The following is a 25264-nucleotide window of genomic DNA, read 5'->3' as shown; positions in this document are numbered from 1 at the left end:
AAGGAAACCAACCCGTCATGATTTTGCCTTGGCTGATCCTGATCCCCTTCATCGGCGGCTTCCTGTGCTGGTTGGGTGAGCGCTTCGGCGCCACCCTGCCGCGCTGGATCGCGCTGCTGACCATGTCCCTGCTGCTCGGCATCGGCCTGTGGCTGTGGGCGAACGGCAACTACACCCTGGCTCCCGCCCCTGGCGCGGAGCCCGCCTGGGCCCTCGAATACAAGGTCGAGTGGATCAAGCGCTTCGGCATCAGCATCCACCTGGCCCTCGACGGCCTGTCGCTGCTGATGATCCTGCTCACCGGCCTGCTCGGCGTGCTGTCGGTGCTGTGCTCGTGGAAAGAGATCCAGCGCCACGTCGGCTTCTTCCACCTCAACCTGATGTGGATCCTCGGCGGCGTGGTCGGCGTGTTCCTGGCCCTGGACCTGTTCCTGTTCTTCTTCTTCTGGGAAATGATGCTGGTGCCGATGTACTTCCTCATCGCGCTCTGGGGTCACAGCTCCTCCGACGGCAAGAAGACCCGCATCTACGCGGCGACCAAGTTCTTCATCTTCACCCAGGCCAGCGGCCTGATCATGCTGGTGGCGATCCTCGGCCTGGTGCTGGTCAACTACAACAGCACTGGCGTGATCACCTTCAACTACAGCGACCTGCTCAAGGCCGAACTGCCGGCCGGCGTCGAGTACCTCCTGATGCTGGGCTTCTTCATCGCCTTCGCGGTGAAGCTGCCGGTGGTGCCGTTCCACTCCTGGCTGCCTGACGCTCACGCCCAGGCGCCGACCGCAGGTTCCGTGGACCTGGCGGGCATCCTGCTGAAGACCGCGGCCTACGGCCTGCTGCGCTTCGCCCTGCCGCTGTTCCCGAACGCCTCGGCCGAGTTCGCGCCGATCGCCATGACCCTGGGCCTGATCGGCATCTTCTACGGAGCCTTCCTGGCCTTCGCCCAGACCGACATCAAGCGCCTGGTGGCGTTCTCCAGCGTCTCGCACATGGGCTTCGTGCTGATCGGCATCTACTCCGGCAGCCAGCAGGCCCTGCAGGGCGCGGTGATCCAGATGCTGGCCCACGGCCTGTCGGCCGCCGCGCTGTTTATCCTGGCCGGCCAGCTGTACGAGCGCCTGCACACCCGCGACATGCGCGAGATGGGTGGCCTGTGGCACCGCATCGCTTATCTTCCGGCCATCAGCCTGTTCTTCGCCGCCGCATCGCTGGGCCTGCCGGGCACCGGCAACTTCGTCGGCGAATTCTTGATCCTGATCGGCAGCTTCGCCCACGTCCCATGGATCACCGTGATCGCCACCACCGGCCTGGTCTTCGGCTCGGTGTACTCGCTGATCATGATCCACCGTGCCTACTTCGGTCCGGCCAAGGCCGACACCGTGCTGGCCGGCATGGACGGTCGCGAGCTGATCATGGTGCTGGGCCTGGCGGGCCTGCTGATCCTGCTGGGCGTGTATCCGCAGCCGTTCCTGGACACCTCTGCCGCCACCATGAGCGGTGTGCAGCAGTGGCTCGGTTCCGCTTTCACTCAACTCGCTTCGGCCCGGTAAGAGCGCTATGGAATTCACCACTCAACACTTCATCGCATTGGCGCCGATGCTGATCACCACGCTCACCACGGTGGTGGTGATGCTGGCGATCGCCTGGAAGCGCAACCACTCGCAGACCTTCCTGCTGTCCACCGTGGGCCTGAACCTGGCCCTGCTGTCGATCCTGCCGGCGCTCAAGGTCGCGCCGCTGGCAGTCACCTCGCTTGTGACCATCGACAAGTTCGCCTGCCTGTACATGGCGATCATCCTGGTGGCGACGCTGGCCTGCGTCACCCTCGCCCACGCCTACCTGGGCGAAGGCTCCAAGGGCTTCCCGGGCAACCGTGAAGAACTGTACCTGCTGCTGCTGATGTCGGCACTGGGCGGTCTGGTGCTGGTCAGCGCCAACCACCTGGCTGGCCTGTTCATTGGCCTTGAGCTGCTGTCGGTGCCGGTCTACGGCCTGGTGGCGTACGCCTTCTTCAACAAGCGCTCGCTGGAAGCCGGCATCAAGTACATGGTGCTGTCGGCCGCCGGCTCCGCCTTCCTGCTGTTCGGCATGGCGCTGCTGTACGCTGACGCAGGCAGCTTGACCTTCGACCAGCTGGGCAAGGCCCTGGCCGCCACCAGCATGCCGAGCCTGCTGGCGCAACTGGGCCTGGGCATGATGCTGGTCGGCCTGGCCTTCAAGCTGTCGCTGGTGCCGTTCCACCTGTGGACCCCAGACGTGTACGAAGGCGCCCCGGCGCCGGTCGCCGCGTTCCTGGCCACCGCCAGCAAGGTCGCGGTGTTCGCCGTGGTCGTGCGCCTGTTCATGCTCTCCCCTGCCGCCAGCAGCGGCGTGCTGAGCACCGTGCTGGCGGTGATCGCGGTTGCCTCGATCATCATTGGCAACCTGCTGGCGCTGACCCAGAGCAACCTCAAGCGTCTGCTCGGTTACTCGTCCATCGCCCACTTCGGCTACCTGGTCATCGCCCTGGTCGCCAGCAAAGGCCTGGCCCTGGAAGCCATGGGCGTGTACCTGGTCACCTACGTGATCACCAGCCTGGGCGCCTTCGGCGTGATCACCCTGATGTCCTCGCCGTATGCCGGCCGTGACGCCGACGCCCTGTACGAGTACCGCGGTCTGTTCTGGCGCCGTCCGTACCTGACCGCGGTACTGACCGTGATGATGCTGTCGCTGGCCGGTATCCCGCTGACCGCGGGCTTCATCGGCAAGTTCTACATCATCGCCACCGGCGTCGAGTCGCACCTGTGGTGGCTGGTCGGCGCCCTGGTGATCGGCAGCGCCATCGGCGTGTACTACTACCTGCGCGTCATGGTCACCCTGTACCTGGTCGAGCCGAACCTGCGTCGCCACGACGCTCCGCTGAAGTGGGAACAGCGCACCGGCGGCGTGATGCTGCTGGCCATCGCCATCCTCGCCTTCGTGCTCGGTGTGTACCCGCAGCCGCTGCTGGAGATGGTGCAGCAGGCGGGTCTGCAACTGATCGGCTGATCGGCTGACTGCGTCACAAGACACCCCGCCTCGGCGGGGTGTTCTTTTTTGGGGCCGCTTTGCGGCCCCATGGCCATTACCGATCGACCACTGTGCTTCGTCTGCCCTTTGCAGCGTCAGACTCCCGCATTCGATCTGGAACCCCGTACCCATGCGCCCCACCCTCCCCTACTCCCTGCTGGCCCTGTTCGTCGCCGGCACCGCCCAGGCCGCCAATCGCGTCGAACTCGACCAGGTGCTGATCCAGGACCGGCAGCAATCCGAACTGGAAGCCGCCGCCGACCAGCTGCGCGAAATCCCCGGCGCCAGCAACCTGGTGGACATGGACAAGGTGGGCCAGGGCCGGGTGGCCAGCAACCAGGACGTGCTGGCCTATCAGCCGGGGGTGTTCGCCCAGTCGGCGGGCAACGACGGCATCAAGCTGTCGATCCGTGGTTCGGGCATCAACCGCGCGCCGGGCGCCCACGGCTCGGGCGTGTACACGATGTTCGACGGCCTGCCGCTGACCGGCCCGGGCGGCACGCCCTATGAACTGTTCGAACCGCTGTGGCTGAGCCGCGCCGAGGTGCTGCGCGGCGCCAATGGCTTCGACCAGGGCTCGCTGGCCCTGGGTGGCGCGATCAACTATGTGACCCACACCGGTCACGATGCCGCGCCCTTGCAGGTGCGCTACGAAGTCGGCAGCCGTGGCTACCAGCGCCGGCACATCAGTACCGGACAGGTGCTGGGCAACCTCGACTACTACGTGGCCCTGACCGATGCCGAGTACGACGGCTATCAGGACCACAGCAGCGGCAGCGCCAAGGGCATCGCCGCCAACGTCGGCTACCGCTTCAACCCGAACCTGGAGACGCGCTTCTACCTGCGCTACCGGGAAACCGAGAACGACCTGGCCGGACGCCTGACCAAGGACCAGATCAAGCACCATCCCCGTGCCGCCAATCCAGCCTACCTGGCCCGCGACGACAGACGCCCGCAACCGGGCAGCACCTGGGTGGGCAACAAGACCACCTTCTTCCTGGATGACGATTCGCGCCTGGAGGCGGGGCTGGTCTATCACGACTACCCCATGGACCTGCGCGAAGGCCCGATGCGCCTTAAGGTCGCCTACACCGATGTCAGTGGCACGCTGAACTACTTGCGTCGCGACACCCTGTTCGGTCATGAGAGCAAGACCACCCTCGGCTGGCGCACCACCAAGCACCTGCCCAACAGCGGCGCTTCGCAGTTCGCTCGCCCCGGCGGCGACAATTTCGGTGCCCGCACCCGCGATTTCAGCTACCAGGGTTCGGACACCGTGCTGCATGCAGGCAACGACCTGGAGCTGATTCCGGACCTGTGGCTGACCACGGGCCTGGCGATGATCTACACCCGCCGCGAAAGCGACGTCACCTACCCAACCAGTGGCGGCAAGGTCAGTCAGCATGACTGGGACTACGCCCCACGCCTGGGCCTGCGTTACGACCTCCGCCCGGACCTGCAGGTCTACGGCAACCTCAGTCGCTCGGTGGAGCCGCCGCACCCGTGGTCGCTGGTCTGGAGTGCGCCAGTCGCCAACCAACCCATGAAGATGCAGAACCAGACCGCCGCCACCCTGGAACTAGGCGCCCGCGGCGATTCGGCACTGGGACGCTGGGACCTGGCCTGGTACTACGCCCAGGTACGCCACGAACTGTTAAACGTGGAAGTCGTGCAAGGCTTGCCGTTCAAGGAGTTCAACGCCAGCCCCACCGTGCACCAGGGCATCGAGGCCGGCCTGGACAGCCTGCTCTGGGAACAACCGGGCACCGGCAAGCTCAGCTTGCGCCAGGCCTACACCTTCAGCGACTTCCACTACCGCGACGACGACACGTTCGGCGACAACCGCCTGCCCGGCATCCCCATGCACTACTACCAGGCCGAACTGCGCTACGACTGGCCGAGCGGCTTCCATGCCGGGGTTAACACGCAGATGGCCTCCAAGGTGCAGGTGGACTACGCCAACAGCTACCACGCCGACGCCTACGCCCTGCTCGGCGCGCGCCTGGGCTGGGATTCGCCGAAACGGGATTGGCAGACCTGGCTCGACCTGCGCAACCTGACCAACAAACGTTACGCGGCGACGGTGACGCCGGGGTACAACGATGCCGGGCAAGACATCGCCCGCTCGACGCCGGGTGAAGGGTTTGGGGTGTATGCGGGGGTTTCCTACAGCTTCCGATAATCGCCAATGGCGGTGCGCCGATGCGACTTGCCCCACGATGGTCCTCATGAAGGCAACTGCACCTGCGGCTTGGTCGAGGCAAAGATCGCCCAGCTGGAGATGAACAACGCCGCGATCAATGGCCCGATCACAAACCCGTTGAGCCCGAATACCGCCAACCCACCCAAGGTCGACACCAGCACCAGGTAATCCGGCATCCGCGTATCCTTGCCCACCAGGATTGGCCGCAGTAGGTTGTCCACCAATCCGATCACCAGCACACCGAACGCGGTCAGCACGATCCCCTGCCAGATCGCCCCGGTCAGCAGGAAGTACAACGCCACCGGCCCCCAGACGATCCCCGCGCCCACCGCCGGCAGCAACGACAGGAACGCCATCAGCACCGCCCACACCAGCACGCTGGGAATGCCCAGCACCCAGAAGATCAGCCCGCCCAGCGCCCCCTGGGTGATCGCCACCAGCAGGTTGCCCTTGACCGTGGCCCGCACCACGCGCTTGAACTTCAACTGCAGGCGGCGCTTCTGCTGCTCGGGCAGCGGCACCGCCTGGCGCACCTTGCGCGCCACCTCCGCGCCCTCGCGCAGGAAGAAGAACAGCAAATAGAGCATGATGCCGAAGCTCACCAGGAACTCGAAGGTGCCCTGGCCGAAGCTGAACGCCTGCCCGGCGAGGAACTGGCTGCCCTGGGTCGCCCACTTGGTGATCTTGTCACGCAGGCCATCGAGGTTGCCCATGCCCATGCGGTCGAGGAAATGCTGGGCGTAGGCCGGCAGCATGTCCTTGCCGCGCTCGATATAGCCGGCGATATCCAGCTGGCCGCTTTCGATGCGCTGGTACAGCGTCGCGCCCTCCTGCACCAGCAGGGCGCCGATGACGATCACCGGCAATACAGCGATCAGCAGGCAGGTGACCAGCGCCGTCGCCGTGGCCAGGTTGCGCCGCCCACCAAAGCGCAGCAACAGCTGGCGTTGCAGAGGCGCGAAAAGAATCCCGAGGATCACCGCCCAGAAGATCGCGCCGGAGTACGGCAGCAGGATCCAGATGAAGGCGATGGTCACCAGTGCCAGCAGCACGGTCAGGGCTTTGTTCTGCAATAAGGTTTCGTTCATGGGCATTCCTCGAGGGCTCAACAATTTAGTGCCCCGCGCGCCGGCAAAAGTGCCGTTGATCCAGATCAATACCTGAACATCGCCTCCGTCTTAGCATCCGCGCCTTTTGCCCCCGGTGCGCACCATGACCCCTCTCGCCAAGCCCGAACTGCTCGCCCCCGCCGGCACCCTCAAGACCATGCGCTACGCCTTCGCCTACGGCGCCGACGCGGTCTACGCCGGCCAGCCGCGCTACAGCCTGCGGGTGCGCAACAACGAGTTCGACCACGCCAACCTGGCCCTCGGCATCCAGGAGGCCCAGGCCCAGGGCAAGCGTTTCTACGTGGTGGTCAACATCGCCCCGCACAACGCCAAGCTCAAGACCTTCCTCAAGGACTTGGCGCCGGTGATCGAAATGGGCCCGGATGCACTGATCATGTCCGACCCGGGACTGATCATGCTGGTACGCCAGCACTTCCCGCAGATGCCCATCCACCTGTCGGTGCAGGCCAACACGGTGAACTGGGCCAGCGTGCAGTTCTGGCAAGGCCTGGGACTGACCCGGGTGATCCTGTCGCGGGAGCTGTCGTTGGAAGAGATCGAGCAGATCCGCCAGCAGGTGCCAGAGATGGAGCTGGAAGTGTTCGTGCACGGCGCGTTGTGCATGGCCTATTCCGGGCGCTGCCTGCTGTCGGGCTACATGAACAAGCGTGACGCCAACCAGGGCACCTGCACCAATGCCTGTCGCTGGAAGTACCAGGCTACCCCGGCCACCGAGAATGCCACCGGCGATATCGTCCGTGAGTGCGAGCCGACCCTGGGCCTCGGCGCGCCGACCGAGCAGGTGTTCCTGCTCCAGGAGTCCAACCGCCCCGGCGAAGAGATGCCGGCCTTCGAGGACGAGCACGGCACCTACATCATGAACGCCAAGGACCTGCGCGCCATCCAGCACGTCGAGCGCCTGGCCCGGATGGGCGTGCACTCGCTGAAGATCGAGGGCCGCACCAAGTCGCACTTCTACTGTGCCCGCGCCGTGCAGTCCTACCGCCAGGCCATCGACGACGCCGTGGCCGGGCGGCCGTTCGACCGCGGCCTGATGAGTAACCTCGAGTCCCTCGCCCAGCGCGGCTACACCGAAGGTTTCCTGCGCCGCCACGTGCACGACGAGTACCAGAACTACCAGCGCGGCAACTCGGTGTCCGAGCGCCAGCAGTTCGTCGGCGAACTGACCGGAGTGCGCGTGGACGGCCTGGCCGAAGTGAAGGTGAAGAACCGCTTCGCCGTGGGTGACCACCTGGAGCTGATGACCCCGCGCGGCAATTACCACTTCGACCTGCACCGCCTATGTGACCGCCTGCAGCAGGCCATCGAGGTGGCGCCGGGCGACGGCCATGTGGTGTACCTGCCGATTCCCGAGCAGGTCTCGCTGGAGTTCGGCCTGTTGATGCGCGACCTGGAGAGTGGCGAGGCCGCTGCCTGACAAATCTGTAATCCGCGCCTCAGGTGGCTGACAGGCGCGGGCGGCGAGGATCGTGGCAGTTCCGTAGCGAGAGCACGCCATGCCACCGACTCCAACCCGCCGCACCTTCGTCAAGGGCCTGGGTGCCGCCAGCGCCCTGGCCGGCCTCGGCCTCTGGCGCCCGCTGGCCCAGGCCGCCGAGGGCCGCCTGCCGCTGCACGAGCTGAGCGGCCAGCAGTTCGACCTGTTCATCGGCCAGACCCCGGTCAACATCACAGGCCGGCCGCGCACCGCGCAGACCATCAACGCCAGCCTGCCCGGCCCGCAGCTGCGCTGGCGCGAGGGCGACACCGTGACCCTGCGCGTGCGCAACCGCCTGGACCAGCCCACCTCGATCCATTGGCACGGCATCATCCTGCCGGCCAACATGGACGGCGTGCCGGGCCTGAGCTTCGCTGGCATCGAACCCGGCGGCGACTACCTCTACCAGTTCACCCTGCGCCAGAGCGGCACCTACTGGTACCACAGCCACTCCGGGCTGCAGGAGCAGGCCGGCGTGTACGGCGCCATCGTCATCGAGCCCCGCGAGCCTGAACCGCATCAGTACCAGCGCGACCATGTGCTGCTGTTCAGCGACTGGTCGGACCAGGCGCCAGAAGCGCTGATGGCCACCCTGAAGAAGCAGTCCGACGCCTTCAACTACCACAAGCGCACGGTCGGCGACTTCGTCGACGATGTCGCGCAAAACGGCTGGGGCAAGGCCGTCGACAACCGCTGGACCTGGGCGAAAATGCGCATGAGCCCGACCGACCTGGCCGACATCAGCGCCGCCAGCTACACCTACCTGCTCAACGGCCAGCCCCCGGACGGCAACTTCACCTGCCTTTTCCAGCCCGGCGAGACCGTGCGCCTGCGCCTGATCAACGCCTCGGCGATGACCTACTTCGACTTCCGCATTCCAGGCCTGAAACTCACGCTGATCGCCGCCGACGGCCTGCCGGTGACACCGGTGAGCGTGGACGAGCTACGCATCGCCGTGGCCGAAACCTACGACGTGCTGGTCACCGTGGGCGACCTGCCCGCCTACACGCTGTACGCCCAGAGCATGGACCGCACCGGCTTCGCCCGTGGCACCCTGGCCCGTGCAGCGGGCTTGCAGGCCCCCGTACCCGAGCCGGACCCGCGCCCGGTGCTGACCATGGACGACATGGGGCACGGCGACATGGGTGGGATGGAGCATTCGAATATGCCAGCGATGAACCACGCCAACATGGCGGGCATGGACCACTCGAACATGGCCGGTATGACCATGATGCAAGGCCACCCCGCCAGCGAGATCGACAACCCGCTGGTGGACATGCAGACCATGGCCCCCCGCGCCAACCTGGCCGATCCTGGTATTGGCCTGCGCGGCAACGGCCGCCGAGTGCTGACCTACGCCGACCTGCGCAGCCCCTACCCCGATCCGGACGGGCGCGAACCGTCGCGCAACATCGAGCTGCACCTGACTGGCCACATGGAACGCTTCGCCTGGTCGTTCGACGGCATCAAGTTCAGCGATGCCGAGCCCCTGCGCCTGAAATACGGCGAGCGGGTGCGCATCATCCTGGTCAACGACACCATGATGACCCATCCCATCCACCTGCACGGCATGTGGAGCGACCTGGAGGATGAACAAGGGCGCTTCCTGGTGCGCAAGCACACCATCGACATGCCACCCGGAAGCCGGCGCAGCTACCGCGTCAGCGCCGACGCCCTGGGCCGTTGGGCTTACCACTGCCACCTGCTCTACCACATGGAGACCGGCATGTTCCGCGAGGTACGGGTCGATGAATGAGAACCGCAACCGCCACATCGTCACCGGTGTCGCGCTTATGGCCTTGCTGGCCAGTGAACGGGCCCTGGCCGCGGGCATGGACCACATGAACCATGGCACCATGCCGATGGACCACGGCCAAATGAACCATGACAGCATGCCCATGGACCACAGCCAGATGAACCACACGGCGACGCCCCCCAGCCAACCGCGCACACCGCTTCCGGTGATCACCGACGCCGACCGCCGTGCCGCTTTCCCGCCGCTTCCGGGGCATCAGGTGCACGACCAGGCGACCAACTGGGCGGTGATCGTCGACCAGCTGGAATACCAGAACTTCGAAAGCAGCGGCGCCCTGAACTGGAACGCCACTGCCTGGGTCGGCGGCGATATCGACCGCCTATGGCTGCGCACCGAGGGTGAGCGGGAACAAGGCAAGACCCACAAGGCCGAGCTGCAGGCCCTCTGGGGCCATGCCATCAGCCCCTGGTGGGAACTGGTCGGCGGTGTGCGCCAGGACTTCCAGCCCGCCAGCGGTCAGGGCTGGGCCGCCTTCGGCATCCAGGGCACGCCGCTCTACGGCCTGGAGCTGGAAGCCACCGCCTACGCCGGCGAGCGACAGCAGACCGCGCTGCGCCTGGAGGCCGGTTACGCTATGCTGCTGACCAATCGCTGGATCCTCGAACCGACCGTCGAAGCCAACTTCTTCGGGCGCAATGATGCCGGGCGCGAGCAAGGCTCGGGGCTGGCCGAAAGCGAAGTGGGCCTGCGCCTGCGCTACGAGATCACCCGCGCGTTCGCGCCCTATGTCGGCGTCAGCTTCAACCGCCTGCACGGCGACCGTGCCGACCAGGCCCGGGAGAATGGCGAGGACATCGGCCAAACTCGGCTGGTGGTGGGGTTACGCCTGCGCTTCTGAAGCACAGGCGCTCCCACCAGGCCGCCACCTGGCCAATGAATCATGCTGTTTCACAGGAGCTCCACCATGCTGCGCAAACACCTGCTAACCCTCGGCCTGCTGGCCGTCACCGGCCTGGCCCAGGCCGCCGAGACCATCGATGTCTACCGCGATCCCAACTGCGGTTGCTGCAAGGAATGGATCAAGCACCTGAGCGACAACGGTTTCACCGTCAACGACCATGTCGAACCGAACATGAGCGCGGTCAAGCAACGCCTGGGCGTCGAGCCACGCCTGGCGTCGTGCCACACCGGGGTGATCGACGGCAAGTTCGTCGAAGGCCATGTGCCGGCCGAACAGGTACGCCTGCTGGCCAGACGCAACGACCTCAAGGGTATCGCGGTACCGGGCATGCCCATGGGTTCGCCGGGCATGGAGATGGGTGACCATAAGGACGCCTACCAAGTCATCGGCGTGACCCTGGATGGCCAGGATACCGTGGTCGCCAGCTACTGATGCTCAGCCTTGGGGCGCTGTTCCTCAGCGCCTTCGGCGCCGCCACCTTGTTGCCGCTGCAGTCCGAAGCGGTGCTGGTCGGACTGCTGATTCGCGAACCGAGTGCCTGGGCAACTCTGCTGCTGGTGGCCACCCTCGGCAATGTGCTCGGTTCCATCGTCAACTGGCTGCTGGGCCGGGCCGTCGATCACCTGCGCGAACGCCGCTGGTTTCCGTTCAGCGCCAGCCAGCTGGAACGCGCCCAGCAACGCTACCAGCGCTGGGGCCAGTGGTCGCTGCTGCTGAGCTGGATGCCGGTGATCGGCGACCCGCTGACTTTGATCGCCGGGATCATGCGCGAGCCGTTCTGGCGTTTCGTACTGCTGGTCACCCTGGCCAAGGGCGGGCGCTATATCGTGGTGGCAATGATCACCCTGGGCGGGTTTCACACAGGGTGATCGGAGGGATTCGAAGGGCTGGCTGAAGCCCGAAGGCCTCAGCCAGTGTTACGCTCAAGCCGCGTTGGCAGCCTGCAGGTTGCCAAGTAGGCGCCCTGCCTTGTCCAGCTTATTCTGCAACGTGTCCATGAACGATTGCGCGGTGTGGAACTGCAACAGATTGGGCTCCAGTTTACGCTGCCCGAAGAGGTCGCCGAAGGAGTGGGACTGCCCCACCGCCGTGTGGTCCAGGACCATTGAAGCGATTGCCTTTTCGGCAGCACTGCCCTTTTCGGCAAGATGCTCCAGGTGCTCGAACGACTGCGAGAGCGGACTAGCCGGCCGCTGTAGCGAATGGATGGTCGCGTTGAAGTCATTACGCGTAGGCAGAGCGACCTCATCATCAATCTTGACAAAGTCGAGCTTGACGGCCTGGAGCGACGTTACCGGATCAGACTGTTCGATGGTCGTCGCGTGATAAGCCACTTCAGGCTCCACAGGCCGTGCCGCGCTCGCGTGGGCTAATGTGCCGGCCACCACCGGATGGGTATGGTCGCTTGCATCCCCCACGACAACTGGCGCCACTGGATCAGGCTTCTGGGCGAACCGTTCGATGAACTCGGCATCGACCTCTTTGACAAACTCCACCACCGCTTCAGCCCCCACTTGCTCGGGATCCGGAAACTCGGCAAATCGCGAGGCCAGGAAAATTACCGCATCGAGCACCTTGGCGGCAGCCATCGAGTCGTTCTGCATAAGCGCGATACTGTCCGGAGACTGGGCTGCAATCAGGGTGTACCCACCGACAATATCGACCTTGTTAATACTTGTCTCGACCTTAAGCTCAGGCACAAGCTTGCCCAGCATGTCGATATTCGACAACAGGCAGTTGGCGTTACGCATGATATTGCTACCCGTGAGCTGTTCCGTGTAACTGGTCATGAACTGCTCGGTGGGCAGATGCTCCTGCTTCGCCAGTATCCCGTTGGCCTGCGACCTCATGACATCCGGCAGCCCCTTGGCCACCTGCTCGTTCAAAGAGCGCATCACGTCCGACGTCGAATCCGCGGCCTGCGCGCCCCCCGTCGCCACACTGGAACGAAAGCCGAGGAACTCGGCAATCGCGATGAATAGGCGCATCAGGATGCCATGCTTCTGCGGTTCCTCGTGACGTGCCAGGCGCTGCGCCGTTTCGCTGGTTTTTACCTCTTTGCAGTCACTGCCCGCGTTGACGGGGTCCAGGTCGGCGCCACACACCCAACTGGTTGAAACCGATTCAATCATCGTGCAAACCTCTTCTTGCAGCATCGTTTAACTTGTGGAAAAGACCGCTCTCACTCCAGCAAGAACAAAAGTCTTCTCCGCAGTAATTTGCCTCCAGCATGGTGGAAGCTGAGCAAACGATACTGGCGCTGCACATCAGGCCCCATCAGCCCTTATCGCCTTTTTTGCACTTTTCGGCGTTGGTGTGATGGCACGGTATTGGTTGATACGCAAGCATGAAAAAGCCGCAAGAGCCTGGACACTTGCGGCGTCTAACATCCTTCAAGAAACCGGGTCTTCTCAGGCCATGATGCCAGCAGCCCTGAGCCCCTGGTTGTCATTGCGCAGGATTTCCTGGATCAGCTGACGCACCTGGTCGATCATCTTCGCCAAATCATCGGTACAGCGCTGGAACAACTCCTTCTGGTTACCGGCAACCGCCGCCTCAAGCTCCTGCTCCTTGGCCCAGACATCCTGCAACGACTTGATGGCATGGGCGATGCCCGTGCCGAAGGCTGCGCCACTCTGGGCCACGCCATTGAGCGTGTGCAATGTGGTATTGCGGGTGTCGATGCCGTTCTGCAGATGCTTGACCTCGATACGGTTCTCGGCGATCAGCTTCTTTGAGGCCATCGTCACCTCACCGGGCTTGGCAAACTCGGCAGCATGACTGGCTTGCTCCACTCCCTTGATAGTCCGCGCATCCCCCAGATTTTTGAGCATCCCGGTGGTACCGCTGACCAGGGTGAACATACCCAATGCACCGCTGACAGCCGCCGAGGCGAACAGCGCATTGCTGGCGGTTCTCATCCAGCCGATCTGTTCCTTGCTCGCCAGCACGCTGACTTCGGCCTGGGTCCTGCGCCCCTGCGCATTGCCATCGCGCACCTGCATGGCGGCTCGGAGAATCGCCAGCAGGCTCTCCAGGTCCTGGCTGCAGGGCGTAGCCTGCGGCGTATCCAGGCTTACCCGCCCTTGCTTCTCGGCAAATGCCGCGCTCGTCGCTGCACCGGGCATGGCCAGCATCGCCCACAGCGGCTGCCCAACCTTCTGCCCCTCGGTGACCGGCAGTTGGGCATTCACGTGGGACGAATGATCAATAGTGGAAATAGACAGACTCATGATTGACTCCTTGATCAGGCAATGACGTTTCGGCAAGCAATATCGGCGCAGGCTTTGCTGCGGTTGTTCAACAGTTCCAGCAGTTGTTCGAAGCGTTGCTCCTTCCCCGCGAGCAGTTGTTCCAGCGCCTTGGCCAACTGCTCGAGAAAACTGTGTCCCTGGTCCAGCAGCAGGCGCATCTCCGCCAGCTGGGCCTCGCTGCGCAACGCCAGACCCTGCATGATCGAACTGGCCGCCTGCCCGGCGCTGGACAGCGTGGTGGTCGCCATGCTGGCGCCTGTCAGGGTCATCTGCAGCTTGGCCTGGGTGCCCGCGCTGGCGGTCGAGATGACACCGGTGGAGGCGACGCTCTGGATCTTCTGGCCCACCGACAGGACCGCCTGAGCGACCTTGCCACTCACCTTGCCGGCCACCCGGGCAGCGACCACCGCGAGGCTACCGCCGCAGGTCAACACCACCGAGGCCAGCGCCAGGGCGACTTCCACCGCCATCAGCACCGGCCCGAGGTACTTCATTACCTCCTTGGAGATGTGCCCGTCCTCGGCGGCCTGGTTCAACGACATGGACACCACGCCCATGACGCCACCGGCGATCATCAGCGCGCCCGCGACGGCGCCCAGGCCGGTGGCGACCATGACGGTCCCCACCACGATGGAGACGATGGCGGCGGCCCAGCCAAAAACCTTGGCGAACACGCTCGCCGTGCCAGCATCCCGGTGTCGCTGGGCCACCTCCTCCATCTTTTGCGCGTTGAGCGCCATCTGCTGGCGGTTCTGCTCGGTGAGCTGACGTACCTGCTGCAGATTCAGCTCGGTCTGGCGAGCACCCAACTGGCTCAGCAGTTCGGTGAGGCGAATATCCAACTCAGCGTCGGAGATGTCCCCGGCGAGCTGCCCAAGTATCAGTGCCCCGACATCGGGTACCGCGACCAGCACCGGTTGCATGAGGCCTTCGGCGTCGAACAGTTTGTCGACTACCTGCCCCTGTAGCTGTCCCGTCGCCAGTGGCGCCGGAGGATCCAGCCGGACATTCATGTCCTGCTTGATCGTTGCGATTCTGGACGGTGTGCCGGTCTCGCCGGGCAACTGGATCGCCGCACCCGGCAGACGCGGTTCCGATTCGATTTCAGCCGGCATCAGGAGCGGCTGCTCCACAGGAAGAAGTTCAGCTCGCATGACGTGCGCCCTCCTTCTGCTGCAGGGCCTCGAGCAGCACCTGTGCCTGACCTGCCAGACCGGCATGTTCGCTGTCCACCGCCAGGATCTGCGCCTGTTCGTAACCGCTGCGCGCCGAGGCAAGGTCGCCCAGGTGCTGGTGGCATTGAGCGGCATGGAAGGTGAAACGCGGGTCCTGCGGCGCGAGCATCGCGCCATAGGCATAGGCCGGCAATGCATCCTGGTAGCGCTCAAGGGCCTGGTAGGCACCTGCCACGCCCAGAAACGCCCGGGGATCGTAGTGGTTGAGTGCCGCCAGCCCCTTGAACATCGTCAGCGCATCCTCCAGCCGTCCCGCCTGGTAGAAGTTGAACGCCTGGGCATAAAGCGTTTCCAGTTGTGCCACGCAAACCCCGCGCAGCATGGCGAATGTGCCGCCATCGCCGAAGAAGCGCTCGATCGCATCGACGTTGTTGGCATCAGCATCGCCGCCGGCCATCTGTTGTACTACTGTCATCTCCTACCTCAGTTCTGCAGAATCTTGGACAGCATCGAGAACCAGGTCTCGACGAACTTCATCATCACCTCGGTGGAGGTGGTGTAGCGCGAACCCACGTCGTTGAGCAGGGTGGTCTGTTCGGTCACCTTGTCGTTGACGATGCGGGTGCGGTCGCTCAATGCCTGGGAGAAATTGGCCAACGGGTTGTTGTCCTTGTCCCAGGCGTACTGCGCTTTCAGATCGGTCATCGGCCCACTGACCTTGTGCAGGCGGCTACCGCTTGCACTCGACGCAGTGACGGATTGCGTGCCCTCGAGAAAATGCCGCACCGTGACGACCCCAGAGCCGTTGAAGGTGGGCTTGAACGTGTCCAGGCTCGAGAGCAGTCGGCGCTCGAAACTCTTCTCCCAACTGTCCGCATCGAGGTCATAGAGCTTGCGGTCGAAGAGGTTGAAACTACCGTCTTCCAGCTTGAAGGTGCCCTTGTCAGCCATCACCACGTTGACCTTCGACTGGATCACGCTGAAGATCTTCAGCTCCGCCGTGAGGCACCTGAGCTGCTCGCTAAGCTCGGTGCGTTCGACCTTCTGCTTGCGCATGCGCAGGCCCATCGCCGCCATCACCAGCTCGTCCATGCGCAAGCGCTCACCCAGGTTCTGCAACTGCAAGGGAGCTCCCGGCAACCAGCCGGCATAAGCCTCGAGCAACTGGCAAAGCGCATCGACATGCTGCTCAGGCAGCGGTCGCGCCAGCAACCCCTCGAAATAGGGACGACTCTGCGCCAGGCGCGCCTGCCCCTCGGGGCCCAACAACTGCTCGATGGCCTGCGCTCGATGTACCAGGTCCAGCGGCTGCCCCTGGCCGCCCATGGCCATGATCCCGTGTTGATCCAGGATCTCCTCCAGGCGCCTTATGTCTTGCCAGGTGTCCGGCGGCGCGACACGGTCTACATACGGCAATGGGACAGGGCGACTACTTGCTTCAATAGAACTGCTCATCATCTGTATCCGGTTGGCCAGGTACCCTTCTTGGGGTACATGCAGATGAGTCTATTGAAGGGCGAACAACCGCTCCGTCAGGCCCGGCCGCGATTTTGTAGTTTCCGGATAACGCTTTCTGACACCCGATGAGCGTCAGCCGATTCGCCCCAGCGGCTGGATGTTGATCTGCGTGGTGAGCTCCTGGAACGACAGCACCGGCAGCTCGAAATAGATGCCCTCGACCAGCTTGCGTACATAGCGGCGGATATCCATCGACACCACCAGCACGGGCCTGGCTTGAACATCCTGCAGGTCGCCCACCACGGCTTTCACCTGGGCGAGAAAGGCGTCGCTCTGCGCCGGCTCCAACGCCAGGTAGCTGCCGGCGCTGGTCTGGCGGATGCCACTGCGGATCATCTCCTCGACCGCAGGGTCCAGCAGATAGGCCGGCAGCAGGTTGTGGCCGCTGGCGTACTTGTAGCAGATGTAGCGCTTGAGGCTGCTGCGCACGTATTCGGCCAACTGCACCACATCCTTTTCCTTCTGCCCCCACTCCACGAGAGCCTCGAGAATCGAGCGCATGTTGCGGATCGAGATGCCCTCGCCCACCAGCCGCTGGAAGACCTCGGTGATGCGCTGCAACGGCAGGATGCGCTGCACCTCCTTGACCAGTTCCCCATAGCCCTGCTCCATCTGCTCCAGCAGGTAGCGGGTCTCCTGGATGCCGATGAAATCCCCGGCGTACTCGCACAAAACCTGCGAAAGATGCCAGGCGAGCACCTGGTCGATCGCCAGGAAGGCGCACCCGGCGCGCTCCAGGCGCTCACGCTGCGCCTGCTCCACCCATAGCGCCACACGCCCCGGCTGCAGGGCTTCGCCTTCCTCATAGGACACGCCGACAAGCGCCAACTGGCTGGGTTTTTCCTGCACCAGTAGCCGTTCCGGCATGAGCCGCCCACGCGCCACCGGCACTTCCTGCAACAGGATGCGGTACTCGCCGGGGCCAAGCGCGCTGGTAAAACGCAGGCGGATGCCGGGAAACGGCACGCCATGATCCAGGTACAGCGCCTGGCGCACCCGCGCCAGCTCGTCGTTCAGCGAGACGGCTTCAAGGGCGGCTTGCAGGCCACTGTCCACATCGATGAGCAAGGGCACGGTCAGAGCAAAAGCTTGTGTATCACCGGCCAACTTCGCCCTGCCGGTTGGTTTGAGCGTAGGCGCGCCGGCGCCGTTGGCCAACAGCGCCGGCAGGCCACCGCTCTGCTGCCGGCCGTCCTCCTCGATGCGTCGCTGGCGGATTACCCACCAGCCACCGCCGCCAACCAACAGCGCCAGGCTGAAGAAAGTAAACGTCGGAAACCCTGGGATAATACCGAACAATGCCAGCAGCGCGCCGCCGATCAATAAGGCCTTGGGCTGCGCCATCACCTGGCTGCCGATGTTCGCCCCCAGGTCGCGGGCACCTTCACCGTCGCGGGTGACGATGATGCCCGCGGTGATGGCGATGAGCAGCGCCGGCACTTGGCTGACCATGCCGTCGCCCACGGTGAGTACCGCGTAGAGCTGCAAGGCGTCGGCCGCCGTCATGCCCTTCTGCATCACGCCGATGGCCAGCCCAGCCAGCAAGTTGACCACGATGATCACCAAACCGGCGATGGCATCGCCCTTGACGAACTTCATCGCCCCGTCCATGGCCCCGTACATCTGGCTGGCCTTTTCCACTTCGCCACGGCGCGAACGGGCCTCGTTGACGTCGATGACCCCGGCGCGCAGGTCGCCGTCGATGCTCATCTGCTTGCCCGGCATGGCATCGAGGGAAAACCGCGCGCTGACCTCCGCCACCCGCTCGGCACCCTTGGTGATCACCAGGAACTGCACGATGGTGATGATCAGGAACAGGATGCAGCCCACCACCAGGTTGCCGCCGACCACGAAGTCGCCAAAGGTCTGCACGATCTGCCCGGCGTCGGCCTCCAGCAGGATCATCCGCGTGGTGCTGATCGACAGCGCCAGGCGAAACAGCGTGGTGACCAGCAGCACCGACGGGAACACCGAGAAATGTAGCGGCGAGACAACGTACACCGACATCATCATCAACACGACGGCGATGGTAATGTTCAGGGCGATCAGCAGGTCCAGCAACAGCGGCGGCAACGGCAGGATCATCATGAACAACACTGCCAGCAGCATCACCGCCAGCATCAGGTCCTTGCGCGCGCCGACATGGCCGAGCATCCGGGTCAAGGTGTTCATGACTGATCCTTGAGTCGCAGGTACTCGGCGAAGGTGGCCTGCGCCTGCTCCAGGCGGCCCGCCATCTGCTGCGCCTGGCTCAAGCACAGCCATAAGGATGCCTGCTGCTCGCCGGCGTCACGCAGCGTCAGGCACTGCTGCTCGGCGCGCGCCCAGTCGCCCAGCTCGAGGGCGGCCACTACCGAAGCGCGCCGCCCGGCGAGGTGATCGGGATCAACCCGCAACAGCACCTCCAGCAATGTTTGCGCACCGTCAGGTCGTCCACATCGCAGATGAAGCCAGGCCAACAGTTGCAGGACATCACACTGTTCGATCGTCAATTGCATCTGTTCATACCTTGAGCAGAAGGTTCGCGTAGCACGCCAGCGCGTGCCGGTCGGCCAGCAACGCTTGCAGCAGTACCGCCGCCTGGCGCTCCTTGGCGCTCAGCAGTTGCTTTGCCAGGGAGCCCAGCGTCATGGCGAAGCGATGTGGGTCGTACAGGGCACGCAGCTCCTGTTCGGGACTGGCGTACGACAGCCGCAGGCTTGCCATCCGATACTGCGGGTACAGCTCACGCAGGTGTGCCTGCACAGGTTGCCCAGGCATCGGCAGCGGTTCGCCAACCGATCGGGGGAACACGGTGTCGGCTGCCAAGGATTGCAGCCACGGGGCATGGAGCTGCCCGCCTCGTTCTATCAGGCTCATGCCGCAAGCACTTCGACGCGCATCCGCGACAGCAACTGGTAAGCCTCGTGCAATACCTGTTTCGTCACGCGACGTTCATCGAGACTGACCAGCAACACCAGACGTTCGTCAGGCAGCAGGCCGCATCGCAACAGCTGCCCAGGTACCTGGTGGTCCTGGACATGCCTGAGGGCACTCGACATGGCATGCTCGAACAATGCGCCCTGCACGGCAAAGCTCAGCCAAAGCGTCACCTGGCCCGCCAGCCGCTCGAACTGCAGGACACCGATATCCGGAAGATCCAGGCGTAGCCGTGTTTCCGGCAGATGCGCCAGTACCACGCCTTGATCGCGGCAGAACCGGACGATGGCCTCGCTACAAGGGTCCATGCTCATTCCTCCCGCACGCCACGCAGCGACGCTTCCTCATCGTCGATGAGCCGGTCCATGGTCAACTGACAGACCATCAGCAGGTGCTCGCGCTGGGTCTCATCGCTGAAAACCTGCAGAGGCAACAGCCGGAAGATGCGCTGCAGTTCACGCAGGCAGTGGATGCGTTGCCCGCCAGGAGCAAGCGGCAGCACGGCCAGCAGGCGCAGGATGTCCTGCTCGCCGGCCCAGCGTTTGTCGATCAGCGCCAAGAGGTCGCTGACCAGATCAGAAGGCCCGTACGCCACTGGGCTCTCCGGCAAGCTGGCGGAACAGCGCGGTAGTGTCGCTTTCCAGTTTCTTCAGGGCATGCACCAGTTTCATGTCGCCGATGACCTGCTGCAGCTGATTGCTGTCCAGGTGCGAGGACGGCCCGCTGATATGACTGGCCAGGCCGTTGAGCATGAACTGGGCGACATCGCCGATGGCCGCGTCACCGAAGCGTGCGCGCAGCTCATCCCAGGCGTGCTTGAGACCGCGATAACCACACAAAAAATCGCAGTACACCCCACGCAGCGCGGCCACTTCGGCGACCCCCTGTTCCTGGGTAGCCTGGGCCAGCGGACCGATCTCGATTCCCAGCTCGATCATCCGGCCCTGCGCCTGCGCCATGCCCGCCATGGCCTGATCTAGCTTCCCAGGCAAGCCGCTGTCATCAGCCATATTGCCCAATGCGGCACGGGCATAGGCCAAGGCCAGGTAGCGATGGCAGGCTTCGCCTGAAAACCCATCCAGCCGTGCTTGCAACTCTCCCGGCGTCAGATCGGGATGCTGGCGCAACCAGGCCACCAGTTCATCCAGGGCACGACGCTGCACATCCGGCACCTTGGCCAGCATCTCCTCGGCCGCCTGGCCTGCCTGCAAGCCATGCTGGCGCGCATCGGTGATGCGGCTACGGGCACCGAGCCGGGCATTGGCCAACGACGAGAACGCCATCGACACCTCTTCCGCCATCTCGACCTGCTGCCCCATCGGGGTTACCTGCCGCACCTGGATGGTTGCCTGCCCTTCCCATCCGCCCCCGACGACCACCGCCGATTCAACCTGCGCTAAGCCGATGCCTACACTCATGCCCACCTCATTATCGAACTACATGAATGAGCGGCATGCTAGAGGCCTGCCATGAGCCTTACTGTCATTGCCGGGCGCTTCTTTTTAGCCTTTCGGAAGGCGTCAAAGAGGGCGGCCGAAATCTAAAAACATGCGACTCACAGTGAAATCCGCCCCATGGCAAGCCTCCTAGAATGGCGTCCTTCCTTTGCGCACCAACACCCTTCCCATGTCGCCATCGCTGCTCCAGATTCCCCAGGCCCTGAAAGCCGCCGTGAACGACGTCACCCTGGTCCAGGTCAACGGCAAGGTCACCCAGGTCACCGGCACCCTGATCCGTGCACTGGCGCCTGGGGTGCGGGTCGGCGAACTGTGCCGGCTGCGTAGGCCGGACCATGAGCAGGAACTGCTGGCCGAGGTCATCGGCCTGCAACAGGACCAGGCATTGCTCGCCCCGTTGGGCGACATACAGGGGCTTTGCACGCGCACCGAGGTCTGCCCCACCGGTAGCCAGCATCGCGTCGGTGTGGGTGATCATCTGCTGGGAATGGTACTCGACGGCCTGGGCAACACGCTCGACGGCAACGTACAGACCGCGCCGCAAGCCTGGTACCCGGTACATCGGGATGCGCCGGCTCCCTTGAGCCGCAAGCTGGTCGACACACCCTTGAGCCTGGGCATCCGTTGCATCGATGGCCTGCTCACCTGCGCTGAAGGGCAGCGCGTCGGCATCTTCGCACCCGCCGGCGGCGGCAAGAGCACGCTGCTGGCCTCACTGCTGCGCAACGCACAGGCAGACGTGATCGTCCTCGCCTTGATCGGCGAACGCGGCCGAGAAGTGCGCGAGTTCATTCACCATGAGCTCGGCGAACAGGGCCTGCGCCGTGCGGTACTGGTGGTCGCGACCTCCGACCGTCCGGCGATGGAGCGGGCCCGTGCGGGCTTCGTCGCCACCACCGTGGCCGAGTATTTCCGTGATCAGGGCCGCAAGGTCCTGTTGCTGATGGACTCGCTGACCCGCTTCGCCCGGGCCCAGCGGGAGATCGGCCTGGCCGCGGGCGAACCGCCGACTCGACGCGGCTTTCCGCCGTCGGTGTTTGCCCAGTTGCCACGCCTGCTCGAACGTGCCGGGCACGCGGACAAGGGCTCGATCACCGCGCTCTACACCGTGCTGGTGGAAGGCGATGACCTGAACGAACCGATCGCCGAGGAAACCCGCTCGATCCTCGATGGCCATATCGTGCTGTCCCAGGCACTGGGGGCGGCCAACCACTACCCGGCCATCGACGTGCTGCGCTCGGTCAGCCGGGTGATGCACCAGGTGGTCAGCCCTGCCCACCGCGCCGCCGCCAGCCAGTTGCGCCAGTGGATGGCGTGCTATGAAGAAGTCGAGCTGCTGCTGCGAGTCGGCGAATACACCCGAGGCCAGGACCCTGCCGTGGATCAGGCCATCGACAAGCGCGATGCCATTCGCGCCTGGCTGTGCCAGGCGCCGCATGAGCGCAGTTCGCTGCAACAGAGCCTCGAACAACTGCTGGAGATCGCCCGGTGTCCTTGACCGCCCTGTTATCCATCATGCAACGCCGGCTGCAACGGGCCGAGCGCGAAGCGCACACTCAACAGGTCCGCTTGCAGGCAGCCCAGGCGGACCAGGCGCAATCGCTCGAAGTGCATCTGACTTATCGGCGCTGGGCCCTCGAGGAGGAACAGCGTCTGTTCGATGCGCAGATGGGCCGCCTGACCAACCTCCATGGCCTGGAGCACTGGCGTCGACAGGTCGGTCTGCTCGGTGAGCGCGAAGCGAGCCTGCGTGGACAGGTCGTGGCCTGCGAGGACGCGCTGATGCGCCAGCACTCGGCACGCCAGCAGGCGCAAACGAAGCTCGCCAAGGCCAGACAACAGCTGGACAGTTTCAAGCAGCTGCACGAGCAAGCTTCCCGGCAAACCGCTCGGCGTACAGAGCACAGCCAGGAGCTCGAAGTGGAGGAGCGCCATGGCCAGGGAGGTTCTCCATGCTGAACACCCAGCCTGTCCCTGCGCTGCCGGACAACCGATTGCCTGAAACGCCTGGACTTAGGCCATGCAACGAGCAGCGACGGTTGTTCGAACACCTGCTGGAAGATCCACGGATAAAGCGCAGGACGCCGCAGGAGACTGGCCATCGACCCACCCAGGACGAAGCCTGCCCTGAACGCCCTGTCACCCAAGTGGTCCTGAACATGGCTGACTTGATCGCAAAGTGCCCGCGCGCCTGCGCAGCAGAACGACCTGCGCTGCTCGAGGACGTCATCGAACGTCCCCTTCCGGAGCCCATGCCAGCGATACCTGATGCAGTCGAGCCAACCTCATTGACCGAAGCACGTCGAGCCGAGGCGGGCCCTCAAAATGTCCACGACAATACCAACAACGTGCCGGATCGTCTGCTACTCCGCGATATCGACCCAATCCTTGCCCCCCCCATCCCATCGAGCGAGCGCCCCCTGATCGACAAGGGCCTGTCATCAACTGTCGCTGCCCCCGTCCAGGATCTGCAGACGCTTGTTGAGCGCCTGCAACTGCAACTGTTCGCCAGCAGGACTGGCAACCGCGAACAGGCCCTGTTGCAGGTGCAGTTACCTCAGCTGGGCCATGTCGAAGTACGCATGAACCCTGCGAGCGCTGGCCTGCAGGTGGAGATCCAGGCTGCGTCGGCCGCCCTGCGGCAATTGCAGGTGGCCGGTACGGACCTGCTTGAGCGCCTGCAACGACTCGATCCCGCACAGCCGGTCAGCCTCGGCTTTGGCGCAAATGGCGACAACCATCAAGGCTCGCGCAACAAGCGCCATGTAGAGGACGAAGGCTGGCCTGAACCATGAGTACATCGAACTTGCCTGTCGCCCACACTCAGGAACTGCGCTTGCAGCAGTCACTGAGCCATCGCCAACCCCATTATGCCGACGATCAAGGGCAGGTCTCGCTGAGCGTCAGCACTCCAGGCGATGACCTGGACCTGACCGTGCTAATCGATTGGCACGGCGTGCCGGCTCGCCTGCTGTGTCGTCGGCAGCAGCTGGCGCAATGGCTCGCACCACAGTTGCAGGCAGCCGACTTCGCCAGCCTCCCCAGCGCACTGCAGCTGGCGGTGCTGCAACGGGACACCCCTCGCCTACCCGGCCTGCAATGCCTGGGCATCGAGCCGGCAGACAGAATCGACCGCATACCCGGTCTGCAGGTGACGCTGAGAAGCGCGCAGGGCCTGCTGCCCTGCTGGGTACAAGGCGACAGCGAGCACATGCTGGCAGCCTTGCCACGGCGTCCACTACGCGAACGCCTGAACATCCAGCTCAACCTCTCGCTGCAGTGGCGCGCCCTCGAATTGACGTTGCACGACCTGCGCAACCTGGGCTCGGGCGACATCCTGCTACTGCCTGCCGGTACGCCAAGTTCCCCGCGACTGCTGGGCGTGCTCGATGGCCACCCCTGGGCCGAGCTGCAACTCGAAGACACACATCTGGAGCTAGTCCGCATGCACGATACCCCCCCTGTGGCCGACACTACGCTGCAAGCGCTGGAGCAACTGCCCATCCCGGTCAGCTTCGAAGTCGGTCGCCAGACCCTCGACCTGCACACACTGTCGACCCTGCAACCTGGAGCGCTGATTGAACTGCATAGCCCTGTGGATGCCAAGGTGCGCATCCTCGCCAACCAGCGCTGCATCGGCACCGGTCTGTTGGTGCAGATCGACGGCCGCCTCGGGGTGCGAGTCGACCGCCTGCTGGAGCAGCAACCGACATGATCCAGCTGCCGGACGAACTGAGCCTGATCCTCGGTCTGGCGCTGCTGTCGCTGGTGCCGTTCATCGCGGTCATGGCCACCTCGTTCCTGAAGATGGCCGTGGTCTTCTCGTTGCTGCGCAATGCCCTGGGTGTCCAGCAGATCCCGCCAAACATGGCTTTGTATGGCCTGGCGATCATCCTCAGCCTCTATGTCATGGCCCCGGTGGGCATGGCCACCTACGACTACCTGAACGCCCATGAGACCACCCTCGGCGATGCCCGTTCGGTCGAGCGCTTTCTCGACGAAGGCATGGCGCCGTTTCGCGCTTTTCTCGACAGCCAGGTCAACGAGCGCGAACGCGCTTTCTTCCTCGACAGCACCCGCCAACTCTGGCCCCAGCACTATGCCGAGCGGGTCGACGGCAACAGCCTGCTGGTGCTGCTGCCGGCGTTCACCATCAGCGAGCTGAGCCGGGCCTTCGAGGTAGGTTTCCTGATCTACCTGCCCTTCATCGCCATCGACCTGATCATCTCCAACATCCTCCTGGCCATGGGCATGATGATGGTGTCGCCCGTGACCATTTCACTGCCCTTCAAGCTGCTGCTGTTCGTCCTGCTCGACGGCTGGGGGCGACTTTCCCATGGCCTGGTGCTGAGCTACGGAGGCTGAC

At 64.3% G+C, this 25264-nt stretch carries 25 protein-coding genes; 13 read left to right on the top strand and 12 right to left on the bottom strand.

Translation table 11 applies throughout. The features are described 5' to 3' along the window. The first annotated feature begins 17 nt into the window (after positions 1-17). From nuoM to AC25ND_RS18235, 3 genes are all read left to right on the top strand, one after another. Positions 18-1550 (top strand): NADH-quinone oxidoreductase subunit M, encoded by a 1533-nt coding sequence (nuoM, locus tag AC25ND_RS18245; protein WP_028692467.1) that lies wholly within the window; start codon positions 18-20, stop codon positions 1548-1550. Between the two features lie 7 nt (positions 1551-1557). Beyond that, positions 1558-3027: an NADH-quinone oxidoreductase subunit NuoN gene (gene nuoN, locus AC25ND_RS18240; protein ID WP_028692468.1), complete on the top strand. Its 1470-nt coding sequence runs from the start codon at positions 1558-1560 to the stop codon at positions 3025-3027. A gap of 151 nt (positions 3028-3178) precedes the next feature. Then, a complete protein-coding gene (locus AC25ND_RS18235) occupies positions 3179-5230 on the top strand; it encodes a TonB-dependent receptor family protein (RefSeq protein WP_062361140.1) in 2052 nt (683 codons plus the stop codon). Between the two features lie 44 nt (positions 5231-5274). Here the strand turns inward: AC25ND_RS18235 and AC25ND_RS18230 are convergent, their stop codons facing one another. Next, a complete protein-coding gene (locus AC25ND_RS18230) occupies positions 5275-6339 on the bottom strand; it encodes an AI-2E family transporter (RefSeq protein ID WP_028692470.1) in 1065 nt (354 codons plus the stop codon). Positions 6340-6463: 124 nt separating this feature from the next. Between AC25ND_RS18230 and trhP the strand changes: the two genes are divergently transcribed. From trhP to AC25ND_RS18205, 5 genes are all read left to right on the top strand, one after another. After that, entirely contained in the window at positions 6464-7798 is a 1335-nt protein-coding gene (gene trhP, locus AC25ND_RS18225) for a prephenate-dependent tRNA uridine(34) hydroxylase TrhP (RefSeq protein ID WP_062361138.1), read from the top strand. A 79-nt stretch (positions 7799-7877) separates the two neighbouring features. Further along, positions 7878-9614, top strand: a complete 1737-nt coding sequence (locus AC25ND_RS18220; RefSeq protein ID WP_486976475.1) for a copper resistance system multicopper oxidase — start codon at positions 7878-7880, stop codon at positions 9612-9614. Then, entirely contained in the window at positions 9607-10512 is a 906-nt protein-coding gene (locus tag AC25ND_RS18215) for a copper resistance protein B (protein ID WP_182323359.1), read from the top strand. Before AC25ND_RS18220 ends, AC25ND_RS18215 begins: the two co-directional genes overlap by 8 nt. Before the next feature lie 66 nt (positions 10513-10578). Next, positions 10579-11007: a DUF411 domain-containing protein gene (locus AC25ND_RS18210; RefSeq protein WP_028692474.1), complete on the top strand. Its 429-nt coding sequence runs from the start codon at positions 10579-10581 to the stop codon at positions 11005-11007. Continuing rightward, the gene (locus tag AC25ND_RS18205) at positions 11007-11444 is read left to right on the top strand and encodes a YqaA family protein (RefSeq protein ID WP_028692475.1); all 438 of its coding nucleotides are present in this window, start codon (positions 11007-11009) and stop codon (positions 11442-11444) included. Before AC25ND_RS18210 ends, AC25ND_RS18205 begins: the two co-directional genes overlap by 1 nt. 54 nt (positions 11445-11498) lie before the next feature. Here the strand turns inward: AC25ND_RS18205 and AC25ND_RS18200 are convergent, their stop codons facing one another. The 11 genes from AC25ND_RS18200 to AC25ND_RS18150 all read right to left on the bottom strand — a co-directional run bounded on the left by AC25ND_RS18200 (position 11499) and on the right by AC25ND_RS18150 (position 20859). Next, a complete protein-coding gene (locus AC25ND_RS18200; protein WP_182323357.1) occupies positions 11499-12731 on the bottom strand; it encodes a hypothetical protein in 1233 nt (410 codons plus the stop codon). Between the two features lie 255 nt (positions 12732-12986). Further along, positions 12987-13808, bottom strand: coding sequence for a hypothetical protein (locus tag AC25ND_RS18195; RefSeq protein ID WP_139121072.1), 822 nt, complete (start codon positions 13806-13808; stop codon positions 12987-12989). A 14-nt stretch (positions 13809-13822) separates the two neighbouring features. Beyond that, positions 13823-14983 (bottom strand): type III secretion system translocon subunit SseC family protein, encoded by a 1161-nt coding sequence (sctE, locus tag AC25ND_RS18190; protein ID WP_158216128.1) that lies wholly within the window; start codon positions 14981-14983, stop codon positions 13823-13825. After that, on the bottom strand, positions 14973-15479 hold the full coding sequence (locus AC25ND_RS18185; RefSeq protein ID WP_081791636.1) for a SycD/LcrH family type III secretion system chaperone: 507 nt from the start codon (positions 15477-15479) through the stop codon (positions 14973-14975). The genes sctE and AC25ND_RS18185 overlap by 11 nt, the downstream gene beginning before the upstream one ends. 8 nt (positions 15480-15487) lie before the next feature. Then, on the bottom strand, positions 15488-16459 hold the full coding sequence (locus tag AC25ND_RS18180) for a virulence-associated V antigen (protein WP_158509993.1): 972 nt from the start codon (positions 16457-16459) through the stop codon (positions 15488-15490). A 135-nt stretch (positions 16460-16594) separates the two neighbouring features. Then, positions 16595-18694 carry a type III secretion system export apparatus subunit SctV gene (sctV, locus tag AC25ND_RS18175; protein ID WP_486976474.1) on the bottom strand — a complete coding sequence of 700 codons (2100 nt, stop codon included), beginning with the start codon at positions 18692-18694 and terminating at the stop codon, positions 16595-16597. Beyond that, a complete protein-coding gene (sctY, locus tag AC25ND_RS18170) occupies positions 18691-19020 on the bottom strand; it encodes a type III secretion apparatus assembly chaperone SctY (protein ID WP_028692481.1) in 330 nt (109 codons plus the stop codon). The genes sctV and sctY overlap by 4 nt, the downstream gene beginning before the upstream one ends. Before the next feature lie 4 nt (positions 19021-19024). Further along, positions 19025-19381 (bottom strand): type III secretion apparatus assembly protein SctX, encoded by a 357-nt coding sequence (gene sctX / locus AC25ND_RS18165; RefSeq protein WP_028692482.1) that lies wholly within the window; start codon positions 19379-19381, stop codon positions 19025-19027. Beyond that, positions 19378-19749, bottom strand: a complete 372-nt coding sequence (locus AC25ND_RS18160) for a type III secretion system chaperone family protein (RefSeq protein ID WP_051555750.1) — start codon at positions 19747-19749, stop codon at positions 19378-19380. The genes sctX and AC25ND_RS18160 overlap by 4 nt, the downstream gene beginning before the upstream one ends. Before the next feature lie 2 nt (positions 19750-19751). Further along, positions 19752-20036: a TyeA family type III secretion system gatekeeper subunit gene (locus tag AC25ND_RS18155; RefSeq protein WP_062361122.1), complete on the bottom strand. Its 285-nt coding sequence runs from the start codon at positions 20034-20036 to the stop codon at positions 19752-19754. Continuing rightward, on the bottom strand, positions 20017-20859 hold the full coding sequence (locus tag AC25ND_RS18150; RefSeq protein WP_288521395.1) for an HrpJ domain-containing protein: 843 nt from the start codon (positions 20857-20859) through the stop codon (positions 20017-20019). Before AC25ND_RS18150 ends, AC25ND_RS18155 begins: the two co-directional genes overlap by 20 nt. Before the next feature lie 208 nt (positions 20860-21067). Between AC25ND_RS18150 and sctN the strand changes: the two genes are divergently transcribed. From sctN to sctR, 5 genes are read left to right on the top strand one after another with little or no spacing between them, the layout of a single operon-like run. Further along, the gene (gene sctN / locus AC25ND_RS18145) at positions 21068-22396 is read left to right on the top strand and encodes a type III secretion system ATPase SctN (RefSeq protein WP_062361198.1); all 1329 of its coding nucleotides are present in this window, start codon (positions 21068-21070) and stop codon (positions 22394-22396) included. Continuing rightward, a complete protein-coding gene (sctO, locus tag AC25ND_RS18140; RefSeq protein WP_083242053.1) occupies positions 22387-22857 on the top strand; it encodes a type III secretion system stalk subunit SctO in 471 nt (156 codons plus the stop codon). The genes sctN and sctO overlap by 10 nt, the downstream gene beginning before the upstream one ends. After that, positions 22851-23693: a type III secretion system needle length determinant gene (locus AC25ND_RS18135; protein WP_486976473.1), complete on the top strand. Its 843-nt coding sequence runs from the start codon at positions 22851-22853 to the stop codon at positions 23691-23693. Before sctO ends, AC25ND_RS18135 begins: the two co-directional genes overlap by 7 nt. Continuing rightward, entirely contained in the window at positions 23690-24613 is a 924-nt protein-coding gene (gene sctQ, locus AC25ND_RS18130) for a type III secretion system cytoplasmic ring protein SctQ (RefSeq protein WP_486976472.1), read from the top strand. The genes AC25ND_RS18135 and sctQ overlap by 4 nt, the downstream gene beginning before the upstream one ends. Continuing rightward, positions 24610-25263, top strand: a complete 654-nt coding sequence (gene sctR / locus AC25ND_RS18125; protein ID WP_028692489.1) for a type III secretion system export apparatus subunit SctR — start codon at positions 24610-24612, stop codon at positions 25261-25263. The genes sctQ and sctR overlap by 4 nt, the downstream gene beginning before the upstream one ends. The last annotated feature ends 1 nt before the right edge of the window (position 25264 follow it).

It is taken from the genome of Pseudomonas sp. P110(2024) (assembly GCF_057480795.1).
Note: the sequence above shows the minus strand (reverse complement) of the source record. Positions and strands in the feature narration are given on the sequence as shown.

What these genes read in the sequence shown, in the direction of transcription:
- sctX (WP_028692482.1), bottom strand. Translation starts at nt 19,381, where the DNA reads ATGAGCCTGATAGAACGAGGCGGGCAGCTCCATGCCCCGTGGCTGCAA.
- AC25ND_RS18195 (WP_139121072.1), bottom strand. Translation starts at nt 13,808, where the DNA reads ATGAGTCTGTCTATTTCCACTATTGATCATTCGTCCCACGTGAATGCC.
- AC25ND_RS18180 (WP_158509993.1), bottom strand. Translation starts at nt 16,459, where the DNA reads ATGAGCAGTTCTATTGAAGCAAGTAGTCGCCCTGTCCCATTGCCGTAT.
- sctE (WP_158216128.1), bottom strand. Translation starts at nt 14,983, where the DNA reads ATGCGAGCTGAACTTCTTCCTGTGGAGCAGCCGCTCCTGATGCCGGCT.
- AC25ND_RS18160 (WP_051555750.1), bottom strand. Translation starts at nt 19,749, where the DNA reads ATGGACCCTTGTAGCGAGGCCATCGTCCGGTTCTGCCGCGATCAAGGC.
- AC25ND_RS18230 (WP_028692470.1), bottom strand. Translation starts at nt 6,339, where the DNA reads ATGAACGAAACCTTATTGCAGAACAAAGCCCTGACCGTGCTGCTGGCA.
- nuoN (WP_028692468.1), top strand. Translation starts at nt 1,558, where the DNA reads ATGGAATTCACCACTCAACACTTCATCGCATTGGCGCCGATGCTGATC.
- AC25ND_RS18220 (WP_486976475.1), top strand. Translation starts at nt 7,878, where the DNA reads ATGCCACCGACTCCAACCCGCCGCACCTTCGTCAAGGGCCTGGGTGCC.
- trhP (WP_062361138.1), top strand. Translation starts at nt 6,464, where the DNA reads ATGACCCCTCTCGCCAAGCCCGAACTGCTCGCCCCCGCCGGCACCCTC.
- nuoM (WP_028692467.1), top strand. Translation starts at nt 18, where the DNA reads ATGATTTTGCCTTGGCTGATCCTGATCCCCTTCATCGGCGGCTTCCTG.
- AC25ND_RS18200 (WP_182323357.1), bottom strand. Translation starts at nt 12,731, where the DNA reads ATGCTGCAAGAAGAGGTTTGCACGATGATTGAATCGGTTTCAACCAGT.
- AC25ND_RS18185 (WP_081791636.1), bottom strand. Translation starts at nt 15,479, where the DNA reads ATGACAGTAGTACAACAGATGGCCGGCGGCGATGCTGATGCCAACAAC.
- AC25ND_RS18215 (WP_182323359.1), top strand. Translation starts at nt 9,607, where the DNA reads ATGAATGAGAACCGCAACCGCCACATCGTCACCGGTGTCGCGCTTATG.
- AC25ND_RS18210 (WP_028692474.1), top strand. Translation starts at nt 10,579, where the DNA reads ATGCTGCGCAAACACCTGCTAACCCTCGGCCTGCTGGCCGTCACCGGC.
- sctY (WP_028692481.1), bottom strand. Translation starts at nt 19,020, where the DNA reads ATGCAATTGACGATCGAACAGTGTGATGTCCTGCAACTGTTGGCCTGG.
- AC25ND_RS18235 (WP_062361140.1), top strand. Translation starts at nt 3,179, where the DNA reads ATGCGCCCCACCCTCCCCTACTCCCTGCTGGCCCTGTTCGTCGCCGGC.
- sctR (WP_028692489.1), top strand. Translation starts at nt 24,610, where the DNA reads ATGATCCAGCTGCCGGACGAACTGAGCCTGATCCTCGGTCTGGCGCTG.
- sctN (WP_062361198.1), top strand. Translation starts at nt 21,068, where the DNA reads ATGTCGCCATCGCTGCTCCAGATTCCCCAGGCCCTGAAAGCCGCCGTG.
- AC25ND_RS18135 (WP_486976473.1), top strand. Translation starts at nt 22,851, where the DNA reads ATGCTGAACACCCAGCCTGTCCCTGCGCTGCCGGACAACCGATTGCCT.
- AC25ND_RS18205 (WP_028692475.1), top strand. Translation starts at nt 11,007, where the DNA reads ATGCTCAGCCTTGGGGCGCTGTTCCTCAGCGCCTTCGGCGCCGCCACC.
- sctQ (WP_486976472.1), top strand. Translation starts at nt 23,690, where the DNA reads ATGAGTACATCGAACTTGCCTGTCGCCCACACTCAGGAACTGCGCTTG.
- sctV (WP_486976474.1), bottom strand. Translation starts at nt 18,694, where the DNA reads ATGAACACCTTGACCCGGATGCTCGGCCATGTCGGCGCGCGCAAGGAC.
- AC25ND_RS18150 (WP_288521395.1), bottom strand. Translation starts at nt 20,859, where the DNA reads ATGAGTGTAGGCATCGGCTTAGCGCAGGTTGAATCGGCGGTGGTCGTC.